Below are 20,939 nucleotides of genomic sequence, written 5' to 3' on the forward strand. Positions count from 1 at the left end.
GTCAGCGTCCGTGCCCGGCTCCGGCGTAGGCTTGCCGGAGTGTCGTTCCCCACAGTCCCGCCACCGCAAGGAGTCGCCCCGTGACCGCCGGTCGCCCGCCCCGCGTGCTCATCGACGCCACGAGTGTTCCCGCCGATCGCGGCGGCGTCGGTAGATACGTCGATGGCCTGCTCGGCGCCCTCGGCAAGGTGTGCGGATCGGCGGTGGACCTGGTGGTGGTCAGCCTCCGCACCGATCTGGATCGTTACCGCCGGAAGCTGCCCGGCGCGGAGATCATCCCGGCGCCGGCCGCGGTCGCGCACCGACCGGCCCGGCTCGCCTGGGAGCAGACCGGTCTGCCGCTGCTCGCCCAACAGGTCGGTGCTGAGGTGCTGCACTCGCCCTTCTACACCTGCCCGCTGCGGGCCGGCTGTCCGGTGACCGTGACGGTGCACGATGCGACGTTCTTCACCGAGCCTGAGCACTACGACAAGTCCCGCCGGACGTTCTTCCGCAGCGCCATCAAGACCTCACTGCGGCGAGCGGACCGGGTGATCGTGCCGAGCAAGGCCACCCGCGACGAGTTGATCCGGCTGCTGGACGCCGACCCGACCCGGATCGACGTGGCCTACCACGGCGTGGACCATGACGCCTTCCATGCGCCCGGCGACGAGGAGAAGGCCAGGGTCCGTGCTCGCCTGGGGCTCGGTGCCGGAAGTTACGTGGCGTTCCTCGGCGCCAAGGAGCCCCGCAAGAACGTGCCGAACCTCATCCGGGGGTGGGTCCGGGCGGTCGCCGACCGGCAGGATCCGCCCGCGCTGGTGGTAGCCGGCGGGCAGGGGCACGACGACGACATCGACCGCGCGGTGGCCGAGGTGCCCTCACATCTGCGGCTGCTGCGTCCCGGCTACCTGCGCTACGGCGACCTGCCGGGCTTCCTCGGCGGGGCCCTGGTCGCCGCGTATCCCTCCTACGGCGAGGGGTTCGGGTTGCCCATCCTGGAGGCGATGGCGTGCGCAGCTCCGGTGCTCACCACCCCCCGGCTGTCGCTGCCCGAGGTCGGCGGCGACGCGGTCGCGTACACCAGCGAGGATCCGGACCAGATCGCCACCGACCTGGCCGCGCTGCTCGACGACGAGCCGCGCCGGTTGTCGCTGGCCAAGGCCGGCTTCGACCGGGCGAAGGAGTTCACCTGGGGGTCCAGCGCCGAGGTGCACATCGCGGCGTGGACCAGGGCGCGGGCCTGAGGCCGGCAACCGAGGCGCCCGGTCCGGGTGGTTCGGGCATGATGTCCTGGTGATCTATGTCGTCATTCCGGCCGGTGGCAGCGGCACAAGGTTGTGGCCGCTGTCCCGCGCCGGCCATCCCAAGTTTCTCCACCCGTTCACGGGTACGTCCGCGTCGCTGCTCCAGGCGACGGTCGATCGGCTGGGGCCGCTGACCACCCCCGAACGCACAATGGTGGTCACCGGGGCCGCGCACGCTGCGGCCGTGGCCCGCCAACTGACCGGTCTGCCAGAGGAGAACATTCTGGTCGAACCGTCGCCACGGGACTCCTGCGCCGCCATCGCGCTGGCCGCGGCGGTCATCGCCGTACGTGATCCGGACGCCGTCATGGGATCGTTCGCCGCCGACCACCTGATCGGCGACCCGCAGCGTTGGGTGGACACCGTCCGGGAAGCGGTTCGAGGTGCGGAGCAGGGGCTGCTGATGACGGTCGGGATCACCCCGACCCGGCCGGAGACCGGCTACGGATACCTGCGGACCGGCGAGCCCGTCGAGGGTGGCCCGATGCGTCCCGTGGTCGAGTTCAAGGAGAAGCCGAGTGCGGAGGTGGCCGAGACGTACGTGCGGTCCGGCCACTACCTCTGGAACGCCGGCATGTTCGTCTGGCGGGTGTCGGCGTTCCTCGCCGAGCTGGCACGTCAGCAGCCCGACCTGCACGGCGGAGTCACCGCGATCGCGGCGGCGTGGGGCACTGACGAGCAGGACGACGTGCTCGGGGCGGTCTGGCCCACGCTGACGAAGATCTCCGTGGACTACGCGGTGATGGAGGGCGCTGCCGCGGCCGGTCGGGTGGCGACCGTACCCGGTGACTTCCGGTGGAACGACGTGGGTGACTTCCATACCCTCGGCGAGGTGCTGCCGGCGGACACCGACGGCAACGTGGTGCTCACCGGCGACGCCAAGCCCGAGGTGCTGCTGCACGACAGCAGCGGCATGGTGGTGGCGCCGCAGGCCGGCCGGCTGGTGGCCGCCGTCGGCGTACGGGACCTGATCGTGGTCGACACCGAGGACGCGTTGCTGGTCTGCCCGCGCGACCGCGCTCAGGACGTGAAGTCGATCGTGGACGAGCTCAAGAGGCGGGGTGAGGACAAACTCGTCTGAAGGCTGCCAGGCCCGGTGTGACGAGCCGGGCCGTGCCGCCGGCCAGCGGATGCGGCAGGCGATCCGGTGGGAACCAGCCGAGCGCCTCGGACTCCGCGCTGACCCGTTCCGTGGCCCCCGCCGGGGCGAACACGGCGAAGCGCACGTCGTGGTGCAGCGAACCGCCCTGGCAGGCCACCGGATGCACGTCCACGTCGATCGGCGTCGGATCGATCCGCAGGCCGGTGACGCCCGACTCCTCGGTGGCCTCCCGCAACGCCGCGCCGGCGAGCGTCCGGTCGCCGGGCTCGCAGTGCCCGCCCAACTGCACCCACTTGTGGAACTTCCCGTGCAGGCAGAGCAGCACCCGGGTGCCGGTCGCGTCGAACACCAACGCGCTCGCGGTGACGTGACCGGCCCGGTGCTCGCGGGCCATCGAGATCGGCCCGGCGTCGAGCAGGCCGAGGGTACGGGCCCGGGCCGCTGCCGCGTCCGGGCTGGTCGGTGCCCAGCCACTGAGCACCGCCACCGCGTCGGCATGCAGCGCCGTCCAGTCGTCCGCGTCGCCGCGCGGGGATTCGGCCACCATTCGGGGCGTCGACAACGGCCGCTCCTCTCGTCCGTGCCAGCGTACGGGGTGCTGGTGGACGCGTCGGTGCGGTGCCTGGGAGCCGGGGGGTGTGCCGTAGCTGGGCCAGGGAGATCGGGCGGCACCCCCTGCGGAACCTGAGCCGCAGACCCTCGTAGGGGGCCGCCCGATCTCGGGCACCCAGCGGGGTCGACACGTTGAACGTGCGTCGCCCTCTGTGGCACGGGAAGCATGGCGGATTCATGTGACGGGCGTCGAGGTCTTTTAGCTCAGGCTTAACTGCCCGAGGCTGACGTGGCCGGGTAGAGTTCGAAGGTCGCCGGGTGCCCCCTTCGCCGGGCGATGGGAGTACCCATGCTGAAGATCCATTTCTCCGGCGAGGACATCCTCCGGACCCGGGTGGCTCCGGCGGCCGATCCGGTCTGGGAAGTGGTGCTGAGCCTGCACCTGCTGCCTGGGCGCAGCCGTGACCCGTTGCTCGCCGGCTGGCGCCGCGAGGTCTCCCGGGGGTTGCGTCGACAGGTGGATGCCGAGGCGCTGCGGTTGCTGTCCACGTTGAGCCCGCCGCGCGGCTACTTTCCGGATTTCCTCACCCCGTACGAGAGCGTGCACGGTTTCGAGGCGGGAATGGAGGCGTTGCGGCGTACCCCCGTGGCGTTGTTGCAACGCGACCTGACGCTGCTCGCCAACAGCAACCGGAACCTGCCCGTCGGTGTGGCCGCCATCGCCCGGGGCGAGCCGGAGGCCCTGACCCACCTGACGGAGACGATGGGCCGCTACCGCGAGCTTGCCCTCGGCCCGTACTGGACGCGGGTTCAGGGGGCGGTGGAGGCCGACCGCGCCCGCCGGGCGCGGGCCATGCTCGACGGCGGTGTCGAAGGGTTGCTGACCACGCTGCGGCCGGGCCTGCGCTGGGAGTCGGGGGTGTTGGAGATCCCCGCCTATCCGCGGAGCCGGGAACTGCACCTGGAGGGGCGAGGGCTGCTGCTGGTGCCGTCGTTCTTCTGTGCGAACACGCCTGTCGCGCTGCTCGACCCGGAACTACCGCCGGTGCTGGTCTATCCGGTCGACAAGCTGGGCGGGTTGACTGCGGACGCGGTCGGGGCGGGCGACACCGGCCGGGAGGCGCTTGCCGCGTTGCTCGGTCGTACCCGCGCGGCGGTCCTCGCCGCCAGTGACGACGGCTGCACCACCGGCGAGCTGGCCCGTCGGCTGCACATCTCGGCGGCTGCCGCCAGCCAGCACACCACCGTGCTGCGGAACGCGGGCCTCCTGGTCAGCCACCGCGACCGCAACACCGTCCTGCACACCCTCACCCCCCTCGGCCGCGCCGTCCTCAACCCCTGACCTCGCCCACCCGCGAGGCAGGCTGTCAGAGGGCGAGGGTGGCGGCGGCGGTGGTGCCGTTGGGTGGGGGGAGGAGTCGGGTGGGGACGTCTGCCGCCGCGAGGGCGGTGCGCAGGCGTTGCACATCGGTGCCGAAGCGGACCAACTGAAACGGGCCCACGGGGGTGGGTGGGGAACAGAGCACCAGGCCGGTCGCGTGGGCCGGCCAACCCGGCACGATGGGGATCAGCGCAGCGCGTACCTCATCGTCGGTGACCTGGGTGAAGACCGTGCCGGGCGCGATCACATCGGTGACCGAGGCGATCGCCAGCTCGACAGCGGCCGGGTCGGGTGCGGCTTCGCCCGGCTGGTCCGGCAGGGTGGCGGCGGCCGTCAACCCGGCCGCCCTCGCCTCGGCCGTGCCGAGCGAGAACAGGTCCATCGAGGCGTCCCGGACCAGGACCCGGGCGCCCTCGCCGTCACCTGACAGCGGCGACGTCAGATAACCGCGGATGACCGCGACCGGCATCTGATCGCACTTGCCCTTGATCAGTTCGCCCGCCGCGGCCAGCTCGTCGATCACCGCCATCTGCGTCAGCACAAGCTCGTTGCCGTACGGGTCGACCTCGCCCCGGTGGTCGCGGATGGCCTCCATTCCGGCGACGCCGAGGGCAACATCGGTCAGCCCGTTGCGCCAGGGGCGACCCATGGTGTCGCTGACCACGACCGCGACGTCCACGCCGTACCGGTCGCGCAGGCCGGCGCGGAGTGCGCGGGCCGAGGCGTCCGGGTCCTCGGGCAGCAGCACCAGCCGGGTCTTGTCGACGTTGGACGCGTCGATCCCGGCGGCGGCCATCACGAAGCCGTGGCGGGTCTGCACGATCCGGGTCGAGCCGCGCGATGCCACCACCCGTACCGTCTCCGCCGCCAGCACCTCGTCGCGGACGGCCTGCCGATCGGGGCCGTCGGCGGGTACATCCACCAGCCGACCCTCGGCCTTCGAGATGATCTTGCTGGTCACCACCAGCACGTCCCCGTCGCGTAGCCAGGGCGCCGCGCTTCCGATCAGGACCGCCAGGTCGTCACCCTCGGTCACGTGCCCGATGCCGGGCACCGGCAGGATCTCCAGTCTCACGTCAACTCCACCGCAGCGCGGACCATCGCTGCCGTCGCCGCCTCGTCGGTCATCCGCAGCGGCACCGCGCGTACCGTCACGTCCGGCACCACCGTTGCGGCATCTTCCTCGGCCACCAACCAACCGTCGAGCAGCCCGCCGCTGGCCCGGCCTCCGTACAGCCCGCCGACGCCGCCAGCGGTGCACTCCACGCCGACGACCGCCAGGCAACGGTCGGCCATGCCGCGTACCGGCGCGCCACCGATGATCGGCGACACGCCCACCACCGGGGCGGAAGCGCCCGCCACCGCCTCGCGCAGACCCGGTACGGCCAGGATCGGCGCGATACTGACCACCGGGTTGCTCGGTGCCACGAGCACCACATCGGCGCCGGCGACCGCCTCGGTCACGCCGGGTGCCGGCTTCGCCGACTCCGCCCCCACGAAGACGAACCGGTGAGTCGGGATCTGCGCCCGGTACCGTACCCACCACTCCTGGAAGTGGATCGCCCGCTGGCCACCGTCGACGTCGACGACCGCATGCGTCTCCAGGCGGTCGTCGGTCGCCGGCAGCAGCCGTACGCCGGGCTGCCAGCGTGCCGCCAGCGCCTCGGTGACCTGATGCAGCGGGTAGCCGGCGTCGAGCATGGTGGTGCGCACCAGGTGGGTGGCGATGTCCCGGTCACCCAGCCCGAACCAGCTCGGCTCGGCACCGTACGCCGCCAGCTCGTCCTTGACCGTCCAGCTCTCGTCGACGCGCCCCCAGCCCCGCTGCGGGTCGGCGCCGCCGCCGAGCGTGTAAAGCACGCTGTCCAGGTCCGGGCAGATCCGGAGCCCGTGCAGCCGCAGATCGTCGCCGACGTTGACCACCGCGGTCACCTCGGCGCCCACCTCGCGGGCGTACGCCCGCACTCCCAGCAGGAACCGGGCACCGCCGATTCCGCCGGTCAGAACCACGATGCGCATCCGCCCATCCTCGCCTACGTGATGCCTCCGGCAGGCGACTGCCCCGGGAGACTAGGCTCACGTCGGCATCTGTCCGCTTTCGCCCCAGGGAGAGTTCGTGACCAGCCCCGCCGAGCCCCCACCCACCGACCCGACCCCGGCCCGCCAGGTGACCGGGCCGCTGCGTGAACTCGTCGCCCTCGTGCTCCTGGGGGCGAACGCCGTCTTCCTCTTCGTGGGGCTGATCCGGCTGCTCACCCCGCAGGGCGCCTACAGCACGGTGACCGGCCGGGCCGCCAGCTCGTTCTTCGCCTTCATCGGCGTCGAGGCCGTCGTCCTTCCGGTGCTGGCGGTACTGCTGGCCACGCATCTCGCCCCGACCGTCGGTCGGGCGAAACTGATCACGCAGGTGGCGCTGATCGAGTACGCGGTCAGTGCCGTGCTCGGCGGTCTGACCATGCTGATCTGGGTGGTCGGTCGGCTGGCCGAAGCGCAGCTCTTCGACGCGATGACCGGCCTGCTCACCCGGGTCGCGTGGGTGGCCTTGTTCGCGGCGGCCGCATACGTGGTGTGGAGTGTGTGGCAGCGGCTCTACCACGTGCCCCGGCCCAAGCCCGAGCCCGGCCTGTACGGCACGCCGCAGCAGGGCTGGCCGCAGCCTGGCGGCCCGGGCCAGTTCGGTGGCCAGCCCGGTCACCAGGGCGGTGGTTGGACGCCGCCCGGCCAGTCGGGTGGTTGGCCGGGTGCCGAACGGCCCGCCGGCTATCCGGCCGGCTACCCCGGCTCCGGCCAGCCGGGCTGGCCAATGGCTGGCCAGGCACCCTCCGCCGGAGGTCCGCCGGAGTCCCCGCACACCTGGCCGCCGCACGGTCAGCCGGCGGTGCCACCGCAGTCGGCCGCGCCGTCCTCGCCGGCCGCACCGCCGTTCGGGCAGCCCGCCTCGGCCGACCCGACGCAGAGCATTCCGCGCCAGGGCGATCCGGCCGGAAACTCCCCGCGCGAGGGTGCCGAGCCGACCCAGGCGATCCCGCACCAGAGCGCCGAGCCGACTCAGGCGATTCCGCGACCGGGCGACGGTGACGCCGGCCCGTCGGTTCCTCGGCCGGGCGACGGAGAGGCCGACCGCACCCAGCGGATCGACCCGGGCGACCAGCCCGGCTGAGCGACCGCAGGGATCGGGCCGCGCCAGGCCCCGCTGCCCTCGGGGCCACGTGCGGTTGCCCACGGGCCGGGGCCGGACCGGGCCGCAGCGCATAGGCTGAGCGGATGGTTGATCAGAGCGAGCCCGGGTCGGGTGACGGGGGCGTACGGCGGGCACTACGTCGCGCCGCCACCGGGCGGGCGCTCGACGTCGACGAGGCGTCGACCCTGCTGACCGCCCGGGGCACGGCCCTGGAGGAACTGCTCGGCATCGCCGGTGCGATCCGTGACGCGGGTCTGCGGGACGCCGGCCGGCCCGGCGTGGTGACGTACTCGAAGAAGGTCTTCATTCCGCTGACCCGGCTCTGCCGGGACCGTTGCCACTACTGCACGTTCGCCACGGTGCCGCACCGGCTGCCGGCGGCCTTCCTCGACCGCGACGAGGTGCTGGCCATCGCCCGGGCCGGTGCGGCACAGGGCTGCAAGGAGGCCCTGTTCACCCTCGGTGACCGACCGGAGGAGCGTTGGCCGGCCGCCCGACAGTGGCTGGACGAACGCGGCTACGGGTCCACTCTGGATTACGTACGGGCCTGCGCCGTCGCGGTGCTGGAGGAGACCGGCCTGCTGCCGCACCTGAACCCGGGCGTGCTCTCCTGGGCGGAACTGCAGCGGCTCAAGCCGGTGGCGCCGAGCATGGGGATGATGCTGGAGACCACGGCCACCCGGCTGTGGTCCGAGCCCGGCGGTCCGCACTACGGCTCACCGGACAAGGAGCCGGCGGTGCGGTTGCGGGTGCTCGACGACGCCGGGCGGGTCGGCGTTCCGTTCACCACCGGCATCCTGATCGGCATCGGCGAGACCCTCGCCGAACGGGTCGACGCGATCTTCGCGATCCGGCGTACCCACCGCGAATACGGCCACCTCCAGGAGGTGATCGTGCAGAATTTCCGGGCGAAGCCGGACACGGCGATGCGGGGCATGCCCGACGCCGAGCTGCACGATCTCGCGGCCACCGTGGCGGTGGCCCGGGTGCTGTTGGGCCCGAAGGCCCGCATCCAGGCCCCACCGAACCTCATCGCCGGCGAGTACGACCTGCTGCTGCGGGCGGGTATCGACGACTGGGGCGGCGTCTCACCGGTGACCCCGGACCACGTCAACCCGGAGCGTCCCTGGCCGCAACTCGACGTACTGGCGGCCCGTACCGCGGCGGCTGGCTTCACGCTCCGGGAACGGTTGACCGTCTACCCGGAGTACGTCCAGGCCGGCGAGCCGTGGCTGGACGCCCGGCTGCTGCCGCACGTGACCGCGCTTGCCGACCCGACGACCGGGCTGGCGGTCGAGGCGGCCCGCCCGGTGGGCCGGCCGTGGCAGGAGCCCGACGAGACCTTCGGCGGACGGACCGACCTGCACGCCACAATCGACACCGCGGGGCGTACGGACGACCGCCGGGGCGACTTCGACCACGTCTACGGCGACTGGGCGGAGGTCGCCGCGAAGGCGGCCGTGCCGCCGGGACGAGCCGGTGTCGACGCTGGCCCGGCACCCGAGGCGGTGCACCGTGCCGGGGCCGGCCGGCAGGCCACCGCCGGCTCGGGCGACGCCGACCTGCGGACCGGGTTGCGGTTGGCCGCCGAGGATCCGGCGGCGCTGCTGGAGCCCCGGCACGCCGAGGCCGCGCTGGCGCTGTTCGGCGCGGACGGTCCGGCCCTGGACGAGTTGTGCCGCATCGCCGACGAGCTGCGCCGCTCCGCCGTGGGTGACGACGTGACCTACGTGGTCAACCGCAACATCAACTTCTCCAACGTCTGCTATGTGGGCTGCCGGTTCTGTGCCTTCGCGCAGCGGGAACGGGACGCCGACGCGTACCGGCTCTCGGTGGAGCAGGTCGCGGACCGGGCGCAGGAGGCGTGGGCGGCCGGAGCCGGCGAGGTCTGCCTCCAGGGCGGCATCGACCCGAAGCTGCCGGTGACGATCTACGCCGACCTGGTCCGGGCGATCAAGGCCCGGGTGCCGCAGATGCACGTGCACGCCTTCTCGCCGATGGAGATCGTCACCGCCGCCGCCAAGGCCGGTGTGTCGGTGCGGGAGTGGTTGGCCGGGCTGCGCGAGGCGGGACTTGACACCATCCCGGGCACCGCGGCGGAGATCCTCGACGACGAGGTGCGCTGGGTGCTCACCAAGGGCAAGTTGCCGACCGCCGCCTGGGTGGAGGTGGTCAGCACGGCCCACGAGCTGGGCATCCGATCCAGCTCCACGATGATGTACGGCCACGTCGACCATCCCGCGCACTGGCTGGCGCACTTCCGGGTGCTTGCCGGGGTGCAGGACCGCACCGGCGGGTTCACCGAGTTCGTGGCGCTGCCGTTCGTGCACACGAACGCCCCGATCTACCTCGCCGGCATCGCCCGACCCGGTCCGACGTGGCGGGAGAACCGGGTGGTGCACGCGATGGCGCGGGTGCTGTTGCACGGCCGGATCGACAACATCCAGTGCTCCTGGGTGAAGCTGGGCGACGCCGGCACCGCGGAGCTGCTGCGCAGCGGCTGCAACGACCTGGGCGGCACGCTGATGGAGGAGACCATCTCGCGGATGGCCGGGTCCGGCAACGGGTCGGCGCGTACCGAGGAGCAGTTGCGGGCCATCGCGGCGACCGCCGGCCGGCCGGCGCGTAGGCGTACGACTGCGTACGGTCACATCGCGGCCTAGCGTCGAACCTTCGCCCGCCGCCGGACGTACCTGTCGATGCCGGCGGCGGCACGGCGAGGACCGCCGCCGGCACCCCTCCCGGGGGCCCGGCGCGGTTTGTCGTGACCCCCGTCCGTCACCGCGGGCGCCTGCGCGCCGCCGCCGGAAAGGTTGGTCATGATCACTGAGAAGCGAAGGCGGCGTTTGCCGAAACTGACCCGCCGGCAGACAATCACCGCCGCGGCCAGTGCCACCCTCGGTGCCGCCGCGCTCGCGGTACCGGGGCTTTCCCTGGCCGGTGACGGCGACGACAAGACGGCGGCCGGCACCGACGAGACGATCGTCGTGCATCTGCGGGACGCCCGGTCCGGCACCATGGACGTCTTCGTCGGCCAGTCCCGCATCGAGGTGCGGGACCGTGGCCTGGCGGATCGGCTGCGTCGCGCCGCCGCCCGGCGCTGAGCCCGTGCACACCCGAGCCCGCGCCGCCACAGCGGCCACCCCGCCCGCCGTCGCCGTGGGTATCGCCCCGCGCGGTGTCACCGTCTGCGGATGCGGGCGTGTTGCGCGGCACGTCCGGTCCCGCCGTCGGCGCTGAGCGTTCCGCCGGTCCGACCCAGCCGGCAGGTCCGGCACTCCCGGCCCGGACCTCGATCCCCCGGCCGGCCAACCCGATTGACTCTTCGCCCAGTGAGGTGGGTTCGTCATGTCTTCACATCGTGAGGCACCGGAGATCGCCAAGGATCCGGTCGCTGACTCATCCGACCTGTACGCGTTCGTCACCCCGGACCGCCCGGACACGGTGACGCTGATCGCCAACTACGTGCCGTTGCAGTTGCCCTCGGGCGGCCCCAACTTCTTCGAGTTCGGCGACGACGTGCGGTACGAGATCCACATCGACAATGACGGTGACGGACAGCCGGACGTCACCTACCGTTTCGAATTCACCACCGAGATCACCAATCCGAACAGCTTTCTCTACAACACCGGGCCGATCGACGCGCTTGACAGCGAGAACTGGAACCGCAGGCAGTTCTACAGCCTGACCCGGATCGTCGGCGGCCGGGAGCAACGGTTGGCCCGCAAGCTGCCCTGCCCGCCGTGCAACGTGGGCCCACTGTCCACACCGGACTACGGGGATCTGGTTCGCCAGGCGACCTTCAAGCTCTCCACCGGCGAGCGGGTCTTCGCCGGTCAGCGTGCCGACGGCTTCTTCGTGGACCTGGGCGCGATCTTCGACCTCGGTACGCTTCGGCCGTTCCAGCAGTTGCACGTCGCCGGTAAGAAGATCTTCAAGGAGGCCGGTGAGCCGGTCAACGCCACCGACCGGTTGAACGTGCACAGCCTGGCGTTGCAGGTGCCGGTGGAGCGGCTGCGCCGCCGCGCCGACCGGTACCACTGGCAGGAACCCGCCTCGGTGATCGGGGTGTGGACCTCGGCTTCCCGTCGGCAGGTGCGAGTGCTCGGCGACCGGGTGGCGGCCGACACCAACGCCGGGCCGTTCACGCAGGTGTCCAGGTTGGGCAACCCGTTGTTCAACGAGGTCATCGTGCCGATGGCGCAGAAGGACCTGTGGAACACCCTGCCCCCGTCGGAGGACAAGCGGTTCGCCGAGTTCGTCGAGCGGCCCGAACTGGCCGCCCTGCTGCCGGTGCTCTACCCCGATGTCTTCCCCAACCTGGACAAACTGAACAGGTCGAAGAAGGCCCGCGCTGACCTGGTCGCCATACTGCTCACCGGCATCCCGGAGGGCCTGATCGACGGCTTCACCAACACCACCGGGGACGTCCAGGCGGACATGCTCCGGCTGAACACGGCGATCCCGCCGGCCCGTCGGCCCAACCGCTTCGGTGTGCTCGGCGGCGATCTCGCGGGCTTCCCGAACGGCCGGCGGGTGACCGACGACGTGGTGACAATTGCGCTGCGCGCAATCGCGGGGCTGACGGTGCCGTTGGTAGACCGGAAGTTCCAGCCGGACGAGGCGGCGGGAGCGGTGACGCCGGGGCTCAGCGCGGCGGACGTGACCGCGCCGTTCCTGCGCAAGTTCCCGTTCCTCGGTACGCCCTACGACGGGTTCAACAACCCGTCGACGGAGTCCTGAGTCGAAGGTGAGGCAGATGAGCGGACACGAGCACGCCCACACGTACGGCCCCTCGGGTACCGGGACGGTCGTCCTCGACCTGGGCGGGGACACCGGCGCCCTGATCATCTACACCGGACGGCAACTGCTTGGTCGGGAAATTGAAGTGAGCCGAGCCGATCGCGACGGCGACCCGCGTACGCACTCCGCCGTACGGGAGCGGCGGGTCAGGGACGGCACCTTCCACAGCGCCGTCTACCCGGACCTCCCGGCGGGTGTCTATACCGTTTGGTGGGACAGCGAAACGCCCGTCGGATCGGTCACCGTGACCGGCGGCGTGGTCGCCGAATTCGCCTTACCGACCAGCTTGAACGCGTCTAGCGACTGACCGCCGGCACCTCCGCCCACCGCGTCCCGTCCACATTGTGGGCGGGACGCGGTCGTCGTTCACCCGCTCGGCGGGCAGGGTTGGCGAAGTCGGGATAACCTTGCGCGTCAAGATCAACGGATCTTGATGGCGGCCTCCTCGGCGTGGACGCGAAGGCCTATCGCTTCGGCGGCGCTCGGTGCGCCACGGGAGAAAACTCGGGCAACTCGCCGGGGAGGGCGTTACTCGGCCGGGGTCTGAATCGATAGGGCAGGGCGAGACCCGGGTGGTACGGACGGCCGTCCGGGACGCGTGTCGGGAGGGTGACTCCATTATCAAGTTTGGCTTGACGGCGCACGCATTACACGCGTGTAATTTGAATGGGGTTGTTCGCACGGAACGCACGATAACGGGACCGGACGGACAAAAGCACGCCTTTCGCGTGGGGGGTTGCAGCGGCGACGACGCCGGTGCGCGACAAGGAGGCAACTGAATGGACGGCCAGCTCGAGGCGGCCGACCTGCTCGGAAACGCGCCGGAGTGGCAGGAGCGGGCCCTGTGCTCGCAGACCGACCCGGAGGCGTTCTTCCCCGAGAAGGGCGGCTCGACCCGCGAGGCGAAGCGCATCTGCTCGCGGTGCGAGGTCAAGACGGAGTGCCTCGAATACGCTCTCGGCCACGACGAGCGGTTCGGGATCTGGGGTGGGCTCTCCGAAAGGGAGCGGCGCAAGCTCAAGCGCCGGGCGGCCTAGGTCGACGTGGGGCGGGACGGTTGGGGGCCGTCCCACCCGGCGCGGCTGCCCTGCCGGCGCTGGATAAGGTCGGCGGGGGCTCCGGCCGCGATCAGGCCAACTCGTCCGGGTCGACGCCGAGCAGGTTCGCCACCTGTTCGATGATGACGTCGTGGACCAGGTCGGCGAGATCCTCCCGGTCCATCGCCCGGAACTCCAGCGGTCGCCGGTACAGCACGATCCGCGGCGGGACCTCCTGGCGGCCGGGTCGCCCGGGCAACAGCCGGGCCAGCGGCACCTCGCCATCCTCCAGCACATCGGAGTCGTAGACGTTCAGGTCGGGCGGGACGTCCTCGACGGCGAACTCCACCCCGGCCAGTTCCTTGGCGAACCGACGCTCCAGCGTCTCGACGGTGTCCAGCACCAGATCATCGAAGATCTCCGCCTTGGTCCGTGCCAGCGGCACGGTGGCCGGCACCAGCCGCCCACGCAGACCGCGGCCGTGCCGGTCGCGGTGCGCCCGCCGACCGGTACCGGGGCGGCGGTTCTCCGGGCTCGTCATGAGCCAAAGAGTAGCTTCCAGCCCGCTGCTGGCCGCGTCAGCGCCGAACACGTGGCGCGTTGCGGCCACGGACGACAAATGTGATCACCAAGACGGGCGTGTCGTAACGCGAAGCGGTGCGCCGGAGCCGGTAATGGAGATACCCTGCGCCGGTGAGGTCACCACGGCGCTGCTCCCGCAACGGCTGCCCCCGGCAAGCGGTCGCCACGCTGACCTATGTCTACAACGAGTCGACCGCCGTGGTGGGCCCGCTGGCCGCCTTCGCCGAGCCGCACACGTACGACCTCTGTGAGCCGCACGCCCGCAGCCTGACCGCTCCGCGCGGATGGGAGGTGGTCCGGCACGAGGGCGAGTTCGAGCCGCCGCCGCCCACCACGGACGACCTGGTGGCGTTGGCCGAGGCGGTCCGCGAGGCCGCCCGCCCTGCCCCCCGCCCGCCCCAGGACGACCAGAACCACCCGCCCGCACCCTCCGCTGGCTCCCCCACCTCCCGCCGCGGCCACCTCCGCGTAATCCCCCCCACCCACTAACCCACCCACCCCACCCCACCCACCCGGCCCAGCCGGCTGGCGTGGCCGGCTGGCAGGCTGGCGTTGATCAAGAAGTTTTGGTCGCATTCCGAGCCCTGAGGCGACCAAAACTTCTTGATCGCGGGGACGGGTGGGGTCGGTGGGGCATCTCGGGGGCATTGGGGGCGCATTTCGGATGCGCGAAACAGTCCTGGCCGCAACACGCCGACAGCCGGCGGACATCGCCACTTGCGGTGACTAGCGTGCGCCGGAGTGTGAGGCGAGTCGGGAGGCTGCGATGGGCAACGGGGCAGTGGGCAACGAGGCGTTGCGGGTGGCGATGGCGGACAAGGGCGAGACTGCCGAGTCCCTGGCCGGGAAGGTGGGCGTCGACCCGAAGACGGCGGCTCGCTGGATGGCGGACGGGCGGATCCCGCATCCACGGACCCGGATCGCCGTCGCCAACCTCCTCGGGCGCAAGGCCGCCGAACTCTGGCCGGAACCGTTCCGCCGACGGGACCTGCCCTGGTTCCGGGCGTGGGCGGAACTGGAGCAGGACGCCGGGTCCATCCGGTCGTACCAGCCACTGCTCGTGCCGGGGCTGCTCCAGACCGAGGCGTACGCCCGGGCGGTGCTGGCCACCGGCGGCCTGCTGCCGCCGACGGAGGTCGACGAGATCGTGGCGGCGCGGCTGGCTCGGCAGCGGGTGCTGGAGCGGGAAACCCCGCTCCAGTTCGTCGCGGTGATCGACGAGGTGGTGCTGCGGCGGCCGGTCGGCCACGATCCGAGCGTGATGGCGGAGCAGTTGGCCCGCCTGGCCACGCTGGGCGAGCGGGAGCACGTGCAGGTCCGGGTGATTCCGGCGGAGAACCCGTGGCACACCGGCCTGGCCGGGCCGTTCGTGCTGGCTCGAATGCCCGACGGCGCCGAGGCGGCCTATCTGGACAATCAACTGCGCGGTCAGGTGGTGACCGACAGTGCTGATCTTGCTAGCCTGGGCGCGAGGTGGGAGAGCGTCACCGGTGAGGCGCTGCCCCGCCGACGGTCCATCGAGCTGATCAGGGAAGTGGCGACGACATGGAGTTGACCGACGCCCGCTGGCGCACCGCCACCCGCAGCAGCAACAACGGCGGCGACTGTGTCGAGGTGGCCGACAATCTGCCCGGCCGGGTCCTGGTGCGCGACAGCAAGGATCGGAACGGCGGCACCCTGGCCTTCACCCCGACCGCCTGGCGCGCCTTCGTCACCACCACCGTCCGCAGTACGGTCTGACCAACCACTCTGTTCGGCCTACCGGCAGCCCCCTGCTCGGTCGCCCTGTGCCTCGCCCTGCTCGGTCGTCCGGCTCGGTCGTCCCGAGTTGCGGCATCTTGCGGTCTTACGCGACCTGGATGGCGCGGGATGCGGCATGTCGAGTGGATCAAGCGCCTGAGCGGGTCAGGCGGCCTGGGTGATCAAGCGGCCCGAGTGGGCCAGGCGGTCCCCGGCTGCGTCGCCCGGCTGGGTCGCCCGGCTGGGTCGCCCGGTTGTCGGTCGTCCCGAGTTGCGGCATCTTGCGGTCTTAGGCGACCTGGTTGGCGCGGGATGCGGCATGTCGAGTGGATCAAGCGGCCTGAGCGGGTCAGGCGGCCTGGGTGATCAAGCGGCCTGGTGGTCGAGCGGCCTGGTGGGTGAAGCGGCCTGGGTGGAGCAAGCGGCCTGGGGGAGCAGGCAGCCGGTGGCGGGCCAGGGCGAGTCAGGCGATGCCCCGGGGCGTGGCTGGCACCCGCGCCTCATGTCAGGATCATTCGTCCATCGCCGCTGACTTTCACACCTCAGCCGGCACGCCCACCCCCCGGCCTCGCCGACGATCATCGATAGGAACGGTCACATGCGTAGTGCCCACCGGCCCTTCACCCGGCGTGGCCTGCTCACCGGCACCCTCGGCTCGGCTGCGCTGCTCACGGCCGGCGGCACTCTGACCGGCTGCGGCACCCCCGCCGCGCAGCAGACCGAGGAGGGATGCGTCAGCGAGGATCTGTCCGGCACGGAGAAGACGCTGGCTTTCTCCAACTGGCCGCAGTACATGGACGTCGACGAAGACGACGAGTCGAAGCGTCCCAGTCTGGACGGGTTCGTCAGCAGGACCGGCATCCAGGTGACCTATACCGAGGACATCAACGACAACAACGAGTTCTTCGGCAAGGTGCAGAACCAGCTCGCCGCCTGCCAGAGCACCGGGCGGGACATCATGGTGCTCACCGACTGGATGGCCGCCCGGATGATCCGGCTCGGCTGGATCCAGAAGCTCGACCGGTCGAAGCTGCCGAACGTCGAGGCCAACCTGCTGCCGTCGCTGCGGAACCGCCCCTTCGACGCCGAGAACCAGTTCGCCGTCCCGTGGCAGTCCGGCCTCGCCGGACTGGCCTACAACGGCCGGGTCACCGGGGAGATCCGTACCGTCGACGAACTGCTCACCCGTCCCGACCTCAAGGGCAAGGTGACCGCGCTCAGCGAGATGCGGGACACCATGGGTCTGCTGCTGATGTCCAACGGCCACGATCCGGCGGACTTCACCGCCGCCCAGTTCGACGACGCGCTCAACAAGCTCAAGCGGGCCGTCGATTCCGGGCAGATCCGCCGTTTCACCGGCAACGACTACGCCCCGGATCTGGCCAGGGGCGACATCGCGGCGTGCGTCGGCTGGTCCGGCGACATCATCCAACTCGGCTTCGAAGACGAACGAATCAGGTTCGTGGCACCGGATTCCGGGGTGCTGCTCTGGTCGGACAACATGCTGGTGCCGAACCAGGCCAGCCACAAGGCCAACGCCGAAGAGCTGATCAACTACTACTACGACCCGGCGGTCGCCGCTCAGCTCGCCGCGTACGTCAACTACATCTGCCCGGTGCAGGGGGCGCAGGCGGAGATGGAGAAGATCGATCCGGAGCTGGCCGCGAACCCGCTGATCTTCCCGGACGAGACCATGCTCGCCAGGTCCCGGGTCTTCATGGCGCTCGACGAGCAGCAGGAACGCGAGTACGAGAGCAAGTTCCAGCAGGTCATCGGGGCGTGAGATGGCGCGGGAGACTCCGGCCGGCGACCTGACGCTGGCCAACCTCACCAAGACCTTCGGCACCTTCACCGCGGTCGACGACCTCAGTATGACCGTTCCGCAGGGCTCATTCTTCGCTCTGCTCGGTGCGTCGGGCTGCGGCAAGACCACCACGCTGCGGATGGTCGCCGGCCTGGAGGAGCCGACCAGCGGGCAGGTCCTGCTCGGTGACCGCGACGTCTCCCGGTTGCGGCCGTACAAACGACCTGTCAACACGGTGTTCCAGAGCTACGCGCTCTTCCCGCACCTGGACGTCTTCGAGAACGTCGCCTTCGGGCTGCGGCGGCGCGGCATCCGCTCGGTCGCCGGCCCGGTGCGGCAGATGCTGACCCTGGTGCAGCTCGACGGGTACGAACGGCACCGCCCCGCCCAACTCTCCGGCGGCCAGCAGCAGCGCGTCGCGTTGGCCCGGGCACTGATCAACCACCCGCAGGTGCTGCTGCTCGACGAGCCGCTCGGTGCGCTCGACGTCAAGCTGCGACGCCAGATGCAGATCGAACTCAAGCGGATCCAGACCGAGGTGGGCATTACCTTCGTGCACGTCACCCACGACCAGGAGGAAGCCATGACCATGGCGGACACGGTCGCGGTGATGAACGCCGGCCGGATCGAGCAACTCGGCGCGCCGGCCGAGATCTACGAGTTCCCGGCGACCGCCTTCGTGGCCGACTTCCTCGGCCAGTCGAACCTGATCGCCGGTGACGTATCCGGCGGCAGCGGGGACGACCTGCTGGTCACCGCGCACGGCACGCGGTTCTCCGTGCCGTCGGCGCGGTCCCGCACCGACCAGGGCCCGGTCTTTCTGGGCGTACGTCCCGAGAAGCTGCATCTGGCCGGGGCGGCCGTGCAGGTGCCCGCCGGCAACCAGTACCTCGAAGGAACGATCATCGACGCCTCCTACCTCGGGGTGAGCACCCAGTACCTGCTGCGTACCGGCTGGGGGACCGAGCTGAGCGTCTTCGTCGCCAACAGTGGTGCCCAGCAGCGCTTCGCGGTCGGCGAGCGGGCCGTGGCGTACTGGCATCCGCAGCACGCCTTTCTGCTCGGCCGCCGCGCCGACGAGGCGGACGGCACCATGCCGGTCCGGAACGAGCCGGTCGGCGCGTCCCCGTGAGCCCGCGAAGCGAGGCCGGGCGGCCAGCATCACCCCCGGCTGCCCGATCGGGGCGGTACCGGCTCCTGCCGTACCTGCTGTTGCTGCCGGGTGCCGCCTGGCTGTTCCTCTTCTTCGTCGTGCCGTTGGTGCAGCTCGCCGCGGCCAGCCTCTACGACCCCACCGGCTCGCTCTCCACCGGGTACGCGCTGACCTGGGCGTTTGGTAACTATCCGACGGCGTTGCAGGCGTACTGGCCGCAGTTCGGACGGTCCTTTCTGTACGCCGGCATCGCGTTGGTGCTGGCGCTGCTGATGGGCTACCCGCTGGCGTACGCGATCGCGCAGAAGGCCGGCCGGTGGAAGAACCTACTGCTGGTCTGCGTGATCGCGCCGATGTTCACCAGCTTCCTGGTGCGTACGTTGGCCTGGAAGACGATCCTGTCGGACAACGGCGCGCTGGTCGGGCTGCTGCGCGACGTGCACCTGCTCGGTCCGGACGGTCGACTGCTGGCCACCCCGGTCGCGGTGGTGCTCGGCCTGACGTACAACTTCCTGCCGTTCCTGGTGCTGCCGCTGTACGCGAGCCTGGAACGGCTCGACCGTCGGCTGCTGGAGGCGTCCAGCGACCTGTACGCGAGCCCGCTGACGACGTTCCGCCGGGTCACCCTGCCGCTGTCGATGCCCGGGCTGATCGCCGGCACCCTGCTCTTCTTCATCCCGGCGACCGGCGACTACATCAACGCCGAACTGCTCGGCACCCCGAACGAGTACATGATCGGCAATGTCATCGACTCCGCTTTCCTGGTCCGTCTCGACTACCCGCAGGGTGCGACGCTGTCGTTCCTGCTGATGTCGGCGATCCTCGCAGTGGTCTTCGGCTACCTGCGCCGTACCGGCACGGAGGAAATCCTGTGAGGATCTCCCGTTGGTTCGCCGAGCACTGGGTGCTGGGCGTGGCGCTGCTGGTGCTCGGCTACCTGGTTCTGCCGATCGCCGTGGTCGCCGCGCTGTCGTTCAACCGCCCGTCCAACCGGCTGTCGTACGACTTCAACGAGTTCACCCTCGACAACTGGCGTGACCCGTGCGCCAGTTCGGAGATGTGCGACGCGGTGCTGCGCAGCGTACAGATCGGGTTCCTCGCCACCGTGGCGGCGACCGTGCTCGGGACGCTGATGGCCTTCGCCCTGGCCCGGCACCGGTTCCGGGGTCGGTCCGGGCTCAACGTGCTGATCTTCCTGCCGATGGCCACGCCGGAGCTGGTGATGGGCACCTCGCTGCTCGCCCTCTTCGTCTCCGGCGGGGTGCCGCTCGGCTTCTGGACCATCGTCGTCGCCCACGTCATGTTCTGCGTGTCGTTCGTGGTGGTGACCGTCAAGGCGCGGCTGACCGGGATGGACAGGCGGTTGGAGGAGGCCGCGATGGATCTGTACGCCGGTGAGTGGCAGACGTTCCGGCGGATCACCCTGCCGCTGGTGCTACCCGGCATCGGGGCCGCCGCCCTGCTGGCGTTCTCGCTCAGCTTCGACGACTTCATCGTCACGAACTTCAACTCGGGCACCACCGTCACGTTCCCGATGTATGTCTGGGGTGCCGCCCAGCGGGGCATCCCACCGCAGGTCAACGTCATCGGCACGGCCATGTTCGGAGTCGCGCTGCTACTGGTGCTGGCCACCTCGTTGGCGCGACCGGCGAGGGCCGGCGGACAGCGGCCACCAGTCCCATGAACCCGGATCACCGGCGACGGCGTCGTCAGTGCTTCGGGCGTAGGGGAAGCCGCCGTACCCGGAGATGTCCGCGCGCAAAGGTGACAACGGCACCGGCCTGTAGCTCGTCAACTACCGTCGGCAGGTTCGCGATCAGCAGTGCGGCCTGGTCCGCCGGAGTCTGCTTGTCGATCGACCGCATGAGCACCAGCGACGGAGCGGTGTGACCGCTGAGCGCGAGCATCGTCGTGAAGTCGGTGTCGGCCGACACGATCACGTAACCACCGTTGACTGAGAAGGCGGCGATCTTCTCGTCTGAGGCCGCCAGCAGCCCGTGGTCAACGACGTGAGAAGCGTCGTAGCCGACCTCCGCGAGGCGAACGGCGATCCGTGGTGAGAGGTTCGCGTCGAACAGGAACTTCACGCGGCTGCTGGCCGGATCGGCAGCTCGCGCTCGGCGACGGCGGCTGCGGCGAACTCCAGGGCGGCCAACACGTCCTCCCGATCGAGGTACGGATAATCGTCGAGCACCTCATCGATCGTGCGTCCGGCGGCGAGTTGACCAAGCACAGCGGTCGCTGTGACCCGCGTGCCTCGAATGCAGGGAAGACCCCCCATGCGCCCCGGGTCGACGGTGATCCGCTCGATAGCCATA

The 20,939-nt window shown here is 70.8% G+C and carries 22 protein-coding genes; 16 read left to right on the forward strand and 6 right to left on the reverse strand.

Annotation, left to right across the window (positions count from 1 at the left end; genetic code table 11):
- The first annotated feature begins 80 nt into the window (after positions 1–80).
- Entirely contained in the window at positions 81–1,226 is a 1,146-nt protein-coding gene (locus Vse01_RS10875; protein ID WP_093406479.1) for a glycosyltransferase family 4 protein, read from the forward strand.
- 49 nt (positions 1,227–1,275) lie between these two features.
- On the forward strand, positions 1,276–2,367 hold the full coding sequence (locus tag Vse01_RS10880) for a mannose-1-phosphate guanylyltransferase (protein ID WP_093406481.1): 1,092 nt from the start codon (positions 1,276–1,278) through the stop codon (positions 2,365–2,367).
- Here the strand turns inward: Vse01_RS10880 and Vse01_RS10885 are convergent.
- Entirely contained in the window at positions 2,336–2,935 is a 600-nt protein-coding gene (locus tag Vse01_RS10885; protein ID WP_093406483.1) for an NUDIX hydrolase, read from the reverse strand. The genes Vse01_RS10880 and Vse01_RS10885 overlap by 32 nt on opposite strands.
- Before the next feature lie 354 nt (positions 2,936–3,289).
- On the opposite strand from Vse01_RS10885, the gene Vse01_RS10890 reads away from it, so the two are divergent.
- Positions 3,290–4,282, forward strand: a complete 993-nt coding sequence (locus Vse01_RS10890) for an ArsR/SmtB family transcription factor (RefSeq protein WP_093406486.1) — start codon at positions 3,290–3,292, stop codon at positions 4,280–4,282.
- A 25-nt stretch (positions 4,283–4,307) separates the two neighbouring features.
- Here the strand turns inward: Vse01_RS10890 and Vse01_RS10895 are convergent, their stop codons facing one another.
- Both Vse01_RS10895 and cofD read right to left on the reverse strand, forming a co-directional pair.
- Entirely contained in the window at positions 4,308–5,396 is a 1,089-nt protein-coding gene (locus tag Vse01_RS10895) for a coenzyme F420-0:L-glutamate ligase (RefSeq protein WP_093406488.1), read from the reverse strand.
- Positions 5,393–6,340 (reverse strand): 2-phospho-L-lactate transferase, encoded by a 948-nt coding sequence (gene cofD / locus Vse01_RS10900; protein ID WP_093406491.1) that lies wholly within the window; start codon positions 6,338–6,340, stop codon positions 5,393–5,395. The genes Vse01_RS10895 and cofD overlap by 4 nt, the downstream gene beginning before the upstream one ends.
- 97 nt (positions 6,341–6,437) lie before the next feature.
- Between cofD and Vse01_RS10905 the strand changes: the two genes are divergently transcribed.
- From Vse01_RS10905 to Vse01_RS10930, 6 genes are all read left to right on the forward strand, one after another.
- A complete protein-coding gene (locus tag Vse01_RS10905) occupies positions 6,438–7,481 on the forward strand; it encodes a hypothetical protein (RefSeq protein ID WP_093406493.1) in 1,044 nt (347 codons plus the stop codon).
- Between the two features lie 104 nt (positions 7,482–7,585).
- Positions 7,586–10,165, forward strand: a complete 2,580-nt coding sequence (locus Vse01_RS10910) for a bifunctional FO biosynthesis protein CofGH (protein ID WP_093406496.1) — start codon at positions 7,586–7,588, stop codon at positions 10,163–10,165.
- Between the two features lie 156 nt (positions 10,166–10,321).
- Positions 10,322–10,606, forward strand: coding sequence for a hypothetical protein (locus Vse01_RS10915; protein ID WP_093406498.1), 285 nt, complete (start codon positions 10,322–10,324; stop codon positions 10,604–10,606).
- Positions 10,607–10,850: 244 nt separating this feature from the next.
- Positions 10,851–12,245: a DUF4331 domain-containing protein gene (locus tag Vse01_RS10920; protein ID WP_093406501.1), complete on the forward strand. Its 1,395-nt coding sequence runs from the start codon at positions 10,851–10,853 to the stop codon at positions 12,243–12,245.
- Positions 12,246–12,261: 16 nt separating this feature from the next.
- Positions 12,262–12,612 carry a phospholipase gene (locus Vse01_RS10925; RefSeq protein WP_093406686.1) on the forward strand — a complete coding sequence of 117 codons (351 nt, stop codon included), beginning with the start codon at positions 12,262–12,264 and terminating at the stop codon, positions 12,610–12,612.
- Positions 12,613–13,084: 472 nt separating this feature from the next.
- Positions 13,085–13,342, forward strand: a complete 258-nt coding sequence (locus Vse01_RS10930) for a WhiB family transcriptional regulator (RefSeq protein ID WP_013731688.1) — start codon at positions 13,085–13,087, stop codon at positions 13,340–13,342.
- A 91-nt stretch (positions 13,343–13,433) separates the two neighbouring features.
- Here the strand turns inward: Vse01_RS10930 and Vse01_RS10935 are convergent, their stop codons facing one another.
- Positions 13,434–13,883, reverse strand: coding sequence for a metallopeptidase family protein (locus Vse01_RS10935; RefSeq protein WP_093406503.1), 450 nt, complete (start codon positions 13,881–13,883; stop codon positions 13,434–13,436).
- 152 nt (positions 13,884–14,035) lie between these two features.
- Here Vse01_RS10935 and Vse01_RS10940 point away from each other — a divergent pair, with 152 nt between their 5' ends.
- From Vse01_RS10940 to Vse01_RS10970, 7 genes are all read left to right on the forward strand, one after another.
- Positions 14,036–14,413 carry a DUF3499 domain-containing protein gene (locus Vse01_RS10940; RefSeq protein WP_093406506.1) on the forward strand — a complete coding sequence of 126 codons (378 nt, stop codon included), beginning with the start codon at positions 14,036–14,038 and terminating at the stop codon, positions 14,411–14,413.
- Positions 14,414–14,690: 277 nt separating this feature from the next.
- Positions 14,691–15,479 (forward strand): helix-turn-helix domain-containing protein, encoded by a 789-nt coding sequence (locus Vse01_RS10945; RefSeq protein ID WP_093406508.1) that lies wholly within the window; start codon positions 14,691–14,693, stop codon positions 15,477–15,479.
- Positions 15,470–15,664 (forward strand): DUF397 domain-containing protein, encoded by a 195-nt coding sequence (locus Vse01_RS10950; protein ID WP_093406510.1) that lies wholly within the window; start codon positions 15,470–15,472, stop codon positions 15,662–15,664. Before Vse01_RS10945 ends, Vse01_RS10950 begins: the two co-directional genes overlap by 10 nt.
- Before the next feature lie 598 nt (positions 15,665–16,262).
- Positions 16,263–17,447 carry a polyamine ABC transporter substrate-binding protein gene (locus tag Vse01_RS10955; RefSeq protein ID WP_093406513.1) on the forward strand — a complete coding sequence of 395 codons (1,185 nt, stop codon included), beginning with the start codon at positions 16,263–16,265 and terminating at the stop codon, positions 17,445–17,447.
- Position 17,448: 1 nt separating this feature from the next.
- The gene (locus Vse01_RS10960; RefSeq protein WP_093406516.1) at positions 17,449–18,600 is read left to right on the forward strand and encodes an ABC transporter ATP-binding protein; all 1,152 of its coding nucleotides are present in this window, start codon (positions 17,449–17,451) and stop codon (positions 18,598–18,600) included.
- On the forward strand, positions 18,597–19,496 hold the full coding sequence (locus Vse01_RS10965) for an ABC transporter permease (protein ID WP_093406518.1): 900 nt from the start codon (positions 18,597–18,599) through the stop codon (positions 19,494–19,496). The genes Vse01_RS10960 and Vse01_RS10965 overlap by 4 nt, the downstream gene beginning before the upstream one ends.
- The gene (locus Vse01_RS10970) at positions 19,493–20,305 is read left to right on the forward strand and encodes an ABC transporter permease (RefSeq protein WP_093406521.1); all 813 of its coding nucleotides are present in this window, start codon (positions 19,493–19,495) and stop codon (positions 20,303–20,305) included. The genes Vse01_RS10965 and Vse01_RS10970 overlap by 4 nt, the downstream gene beginning before the upstream one ends.
- A 25-nt stretch (positions 20,306–20,330) precedes the next feature.
- Here Vse01_RS10970 and Vse01_RS10975 read toward each other — a convergent pair whose 3' ends face one another.
- The gene (locus Vse01_RS10975; RefSeq protein ID WP_093406523.1) at positions 20,331–20,708 is read right to left on the reverse strand and encodes a DUF5615 family PIN-like protein; all 378 of its coding nucleotides are present in this window, start codon (positions 20,706–20,708) and stop codon (positions 20,331–20,333) included.
- Complete coding sequence (locus Vse01_RS10980; protein ID WP_093406526.1) at positions 20,705–20,938, reverse strand: DUF433 domain-containing protein; 234 nt, start codon at positions 20,936–20,938, stop codon at positions 20,705–20,707. The genes Vse01_RS10975 and Vse01_RS10980 overlap by 4 nt, the downstream gene beginning before the upstream one ends.
- Position 20,939: the final 1 nt, after the last annotated feature.

The organism is Micromonospora sediminimaris, assembly GCF_016863575.1.
GTDB classification, from domain to species: Bacteria; Actinomycetota; Actinomycetes; order Mycobacteriales; family Micromonosporaceae; genus Micromonospora; species Micromonospora sediminimaris.

What these genes read in the sequence shown, in the direction of transcription:
- Vse01_RS10885 (WP_093406483.1), bottom strand. Translation starts at nt 2,935, where the DNA reads ATGGTGGCCGAATCCCCGCGCGGCGACGCGGACGACTGGACGGCGCTG.
- Vse01_RS10890 (WP_093406486.1), top strand. Translation starts at nt 3,290, where the DNA reads ATGCTGAAGATCCATTTCTCCGGCGAGGACATCCTCCGGACCCGGGTG.
- cofD (WP_093406491.1), bottom strand. Translation starts at nt 6,340, where the DNA reads ATGCGCATCGTGGTTCTGACCGGCGGAATCGGCGGTGCCCGGTTCCTG.
- Vse01_RS10910 (WP_093406496.1), top strand. Translation starts at nt 7,586, where the DNA reads ATGGTTGATCAGAGCGAGCCCGGGTCGGGTGACGGGGGCGTACGGCGG.
- Vse01_RS10915 (WP_093406498.1), top strand. Translation starts at nt 10,322, where the DNA reads ATGATCACTGAGAAGCGAAGGCGGCGTTTGCCGAAACTGACCCGCCGG.
- Vse01_RS10920 (WP_093406501.1), top strand. Translation starts at nt 10,851, where the DNA reads ATGTCTTCACATCGTGAGGCACCGGAGATCGCCAAGGATCCGGTCGCT.
- Vse01_RS10925 (WP_093406686.1), top strand. Translation starts at nt 12,262, where the DNA reads ATGAGCGGACACGAGCACGCCCACACGTACGGCCCCTCGGGTACCGGG.
- Vse01_RS10930 (WP_013731688.1), top strand. Translation starts at nt 13,085, where the DNA reads ATGGACGGCCAGCTCGAGGCGGCCGACCTGCTCGGAAACGCGCCGGAG.
- Vse01_RS10935 (WP_093406503.1), bottom strand. Translation starts at nt 13,883, where the DNA reads ATGACGAGCCCGGAGAACCGCCGCCCCGGTACCGGTCGGCGGGCGCAC.
- Vse01_RS10945 (WP_093406508.1), top strand. Translation starts at nt 14,691, where the DNA reads ATGGGCAACGGGGCAGTGGGCAACGAGGCGTTGCGGGTGGCGATGGCG.
- Vse01_RS10950 (WP_093406510.1), top strand. Translation starts at nt 15,470, where the DNA reads ATGGAGTTGACCGACGCCCGCTGGCGCACCGCCACCCGCAGCAGCAAC.
- Vse01_RS10955 (WP_093406513.1), top strand. Translation starts at nt 16,263, where the DNA reads ATGCGTAGTGCCCACCGGCCCTTCACCCGGCGTGGCCTGCTCACCGGC.
- Vse01_RS10960 (WP_093406516.1), top strand. Translation starts at nt 17,449, where the DNA reads ATGGCGCGGGAGACTCCGGCCGGCGACCTGACGCTGGCCAACCTCACC.
- Vse01_RS10980 (WP_093406526.1), bottom strand. Translation starts at nt 20,938, where the DNA reads ATGGCTATCGAGCGGATCACCGTCGACCCGGGGCGCATGGGGGGTCTT.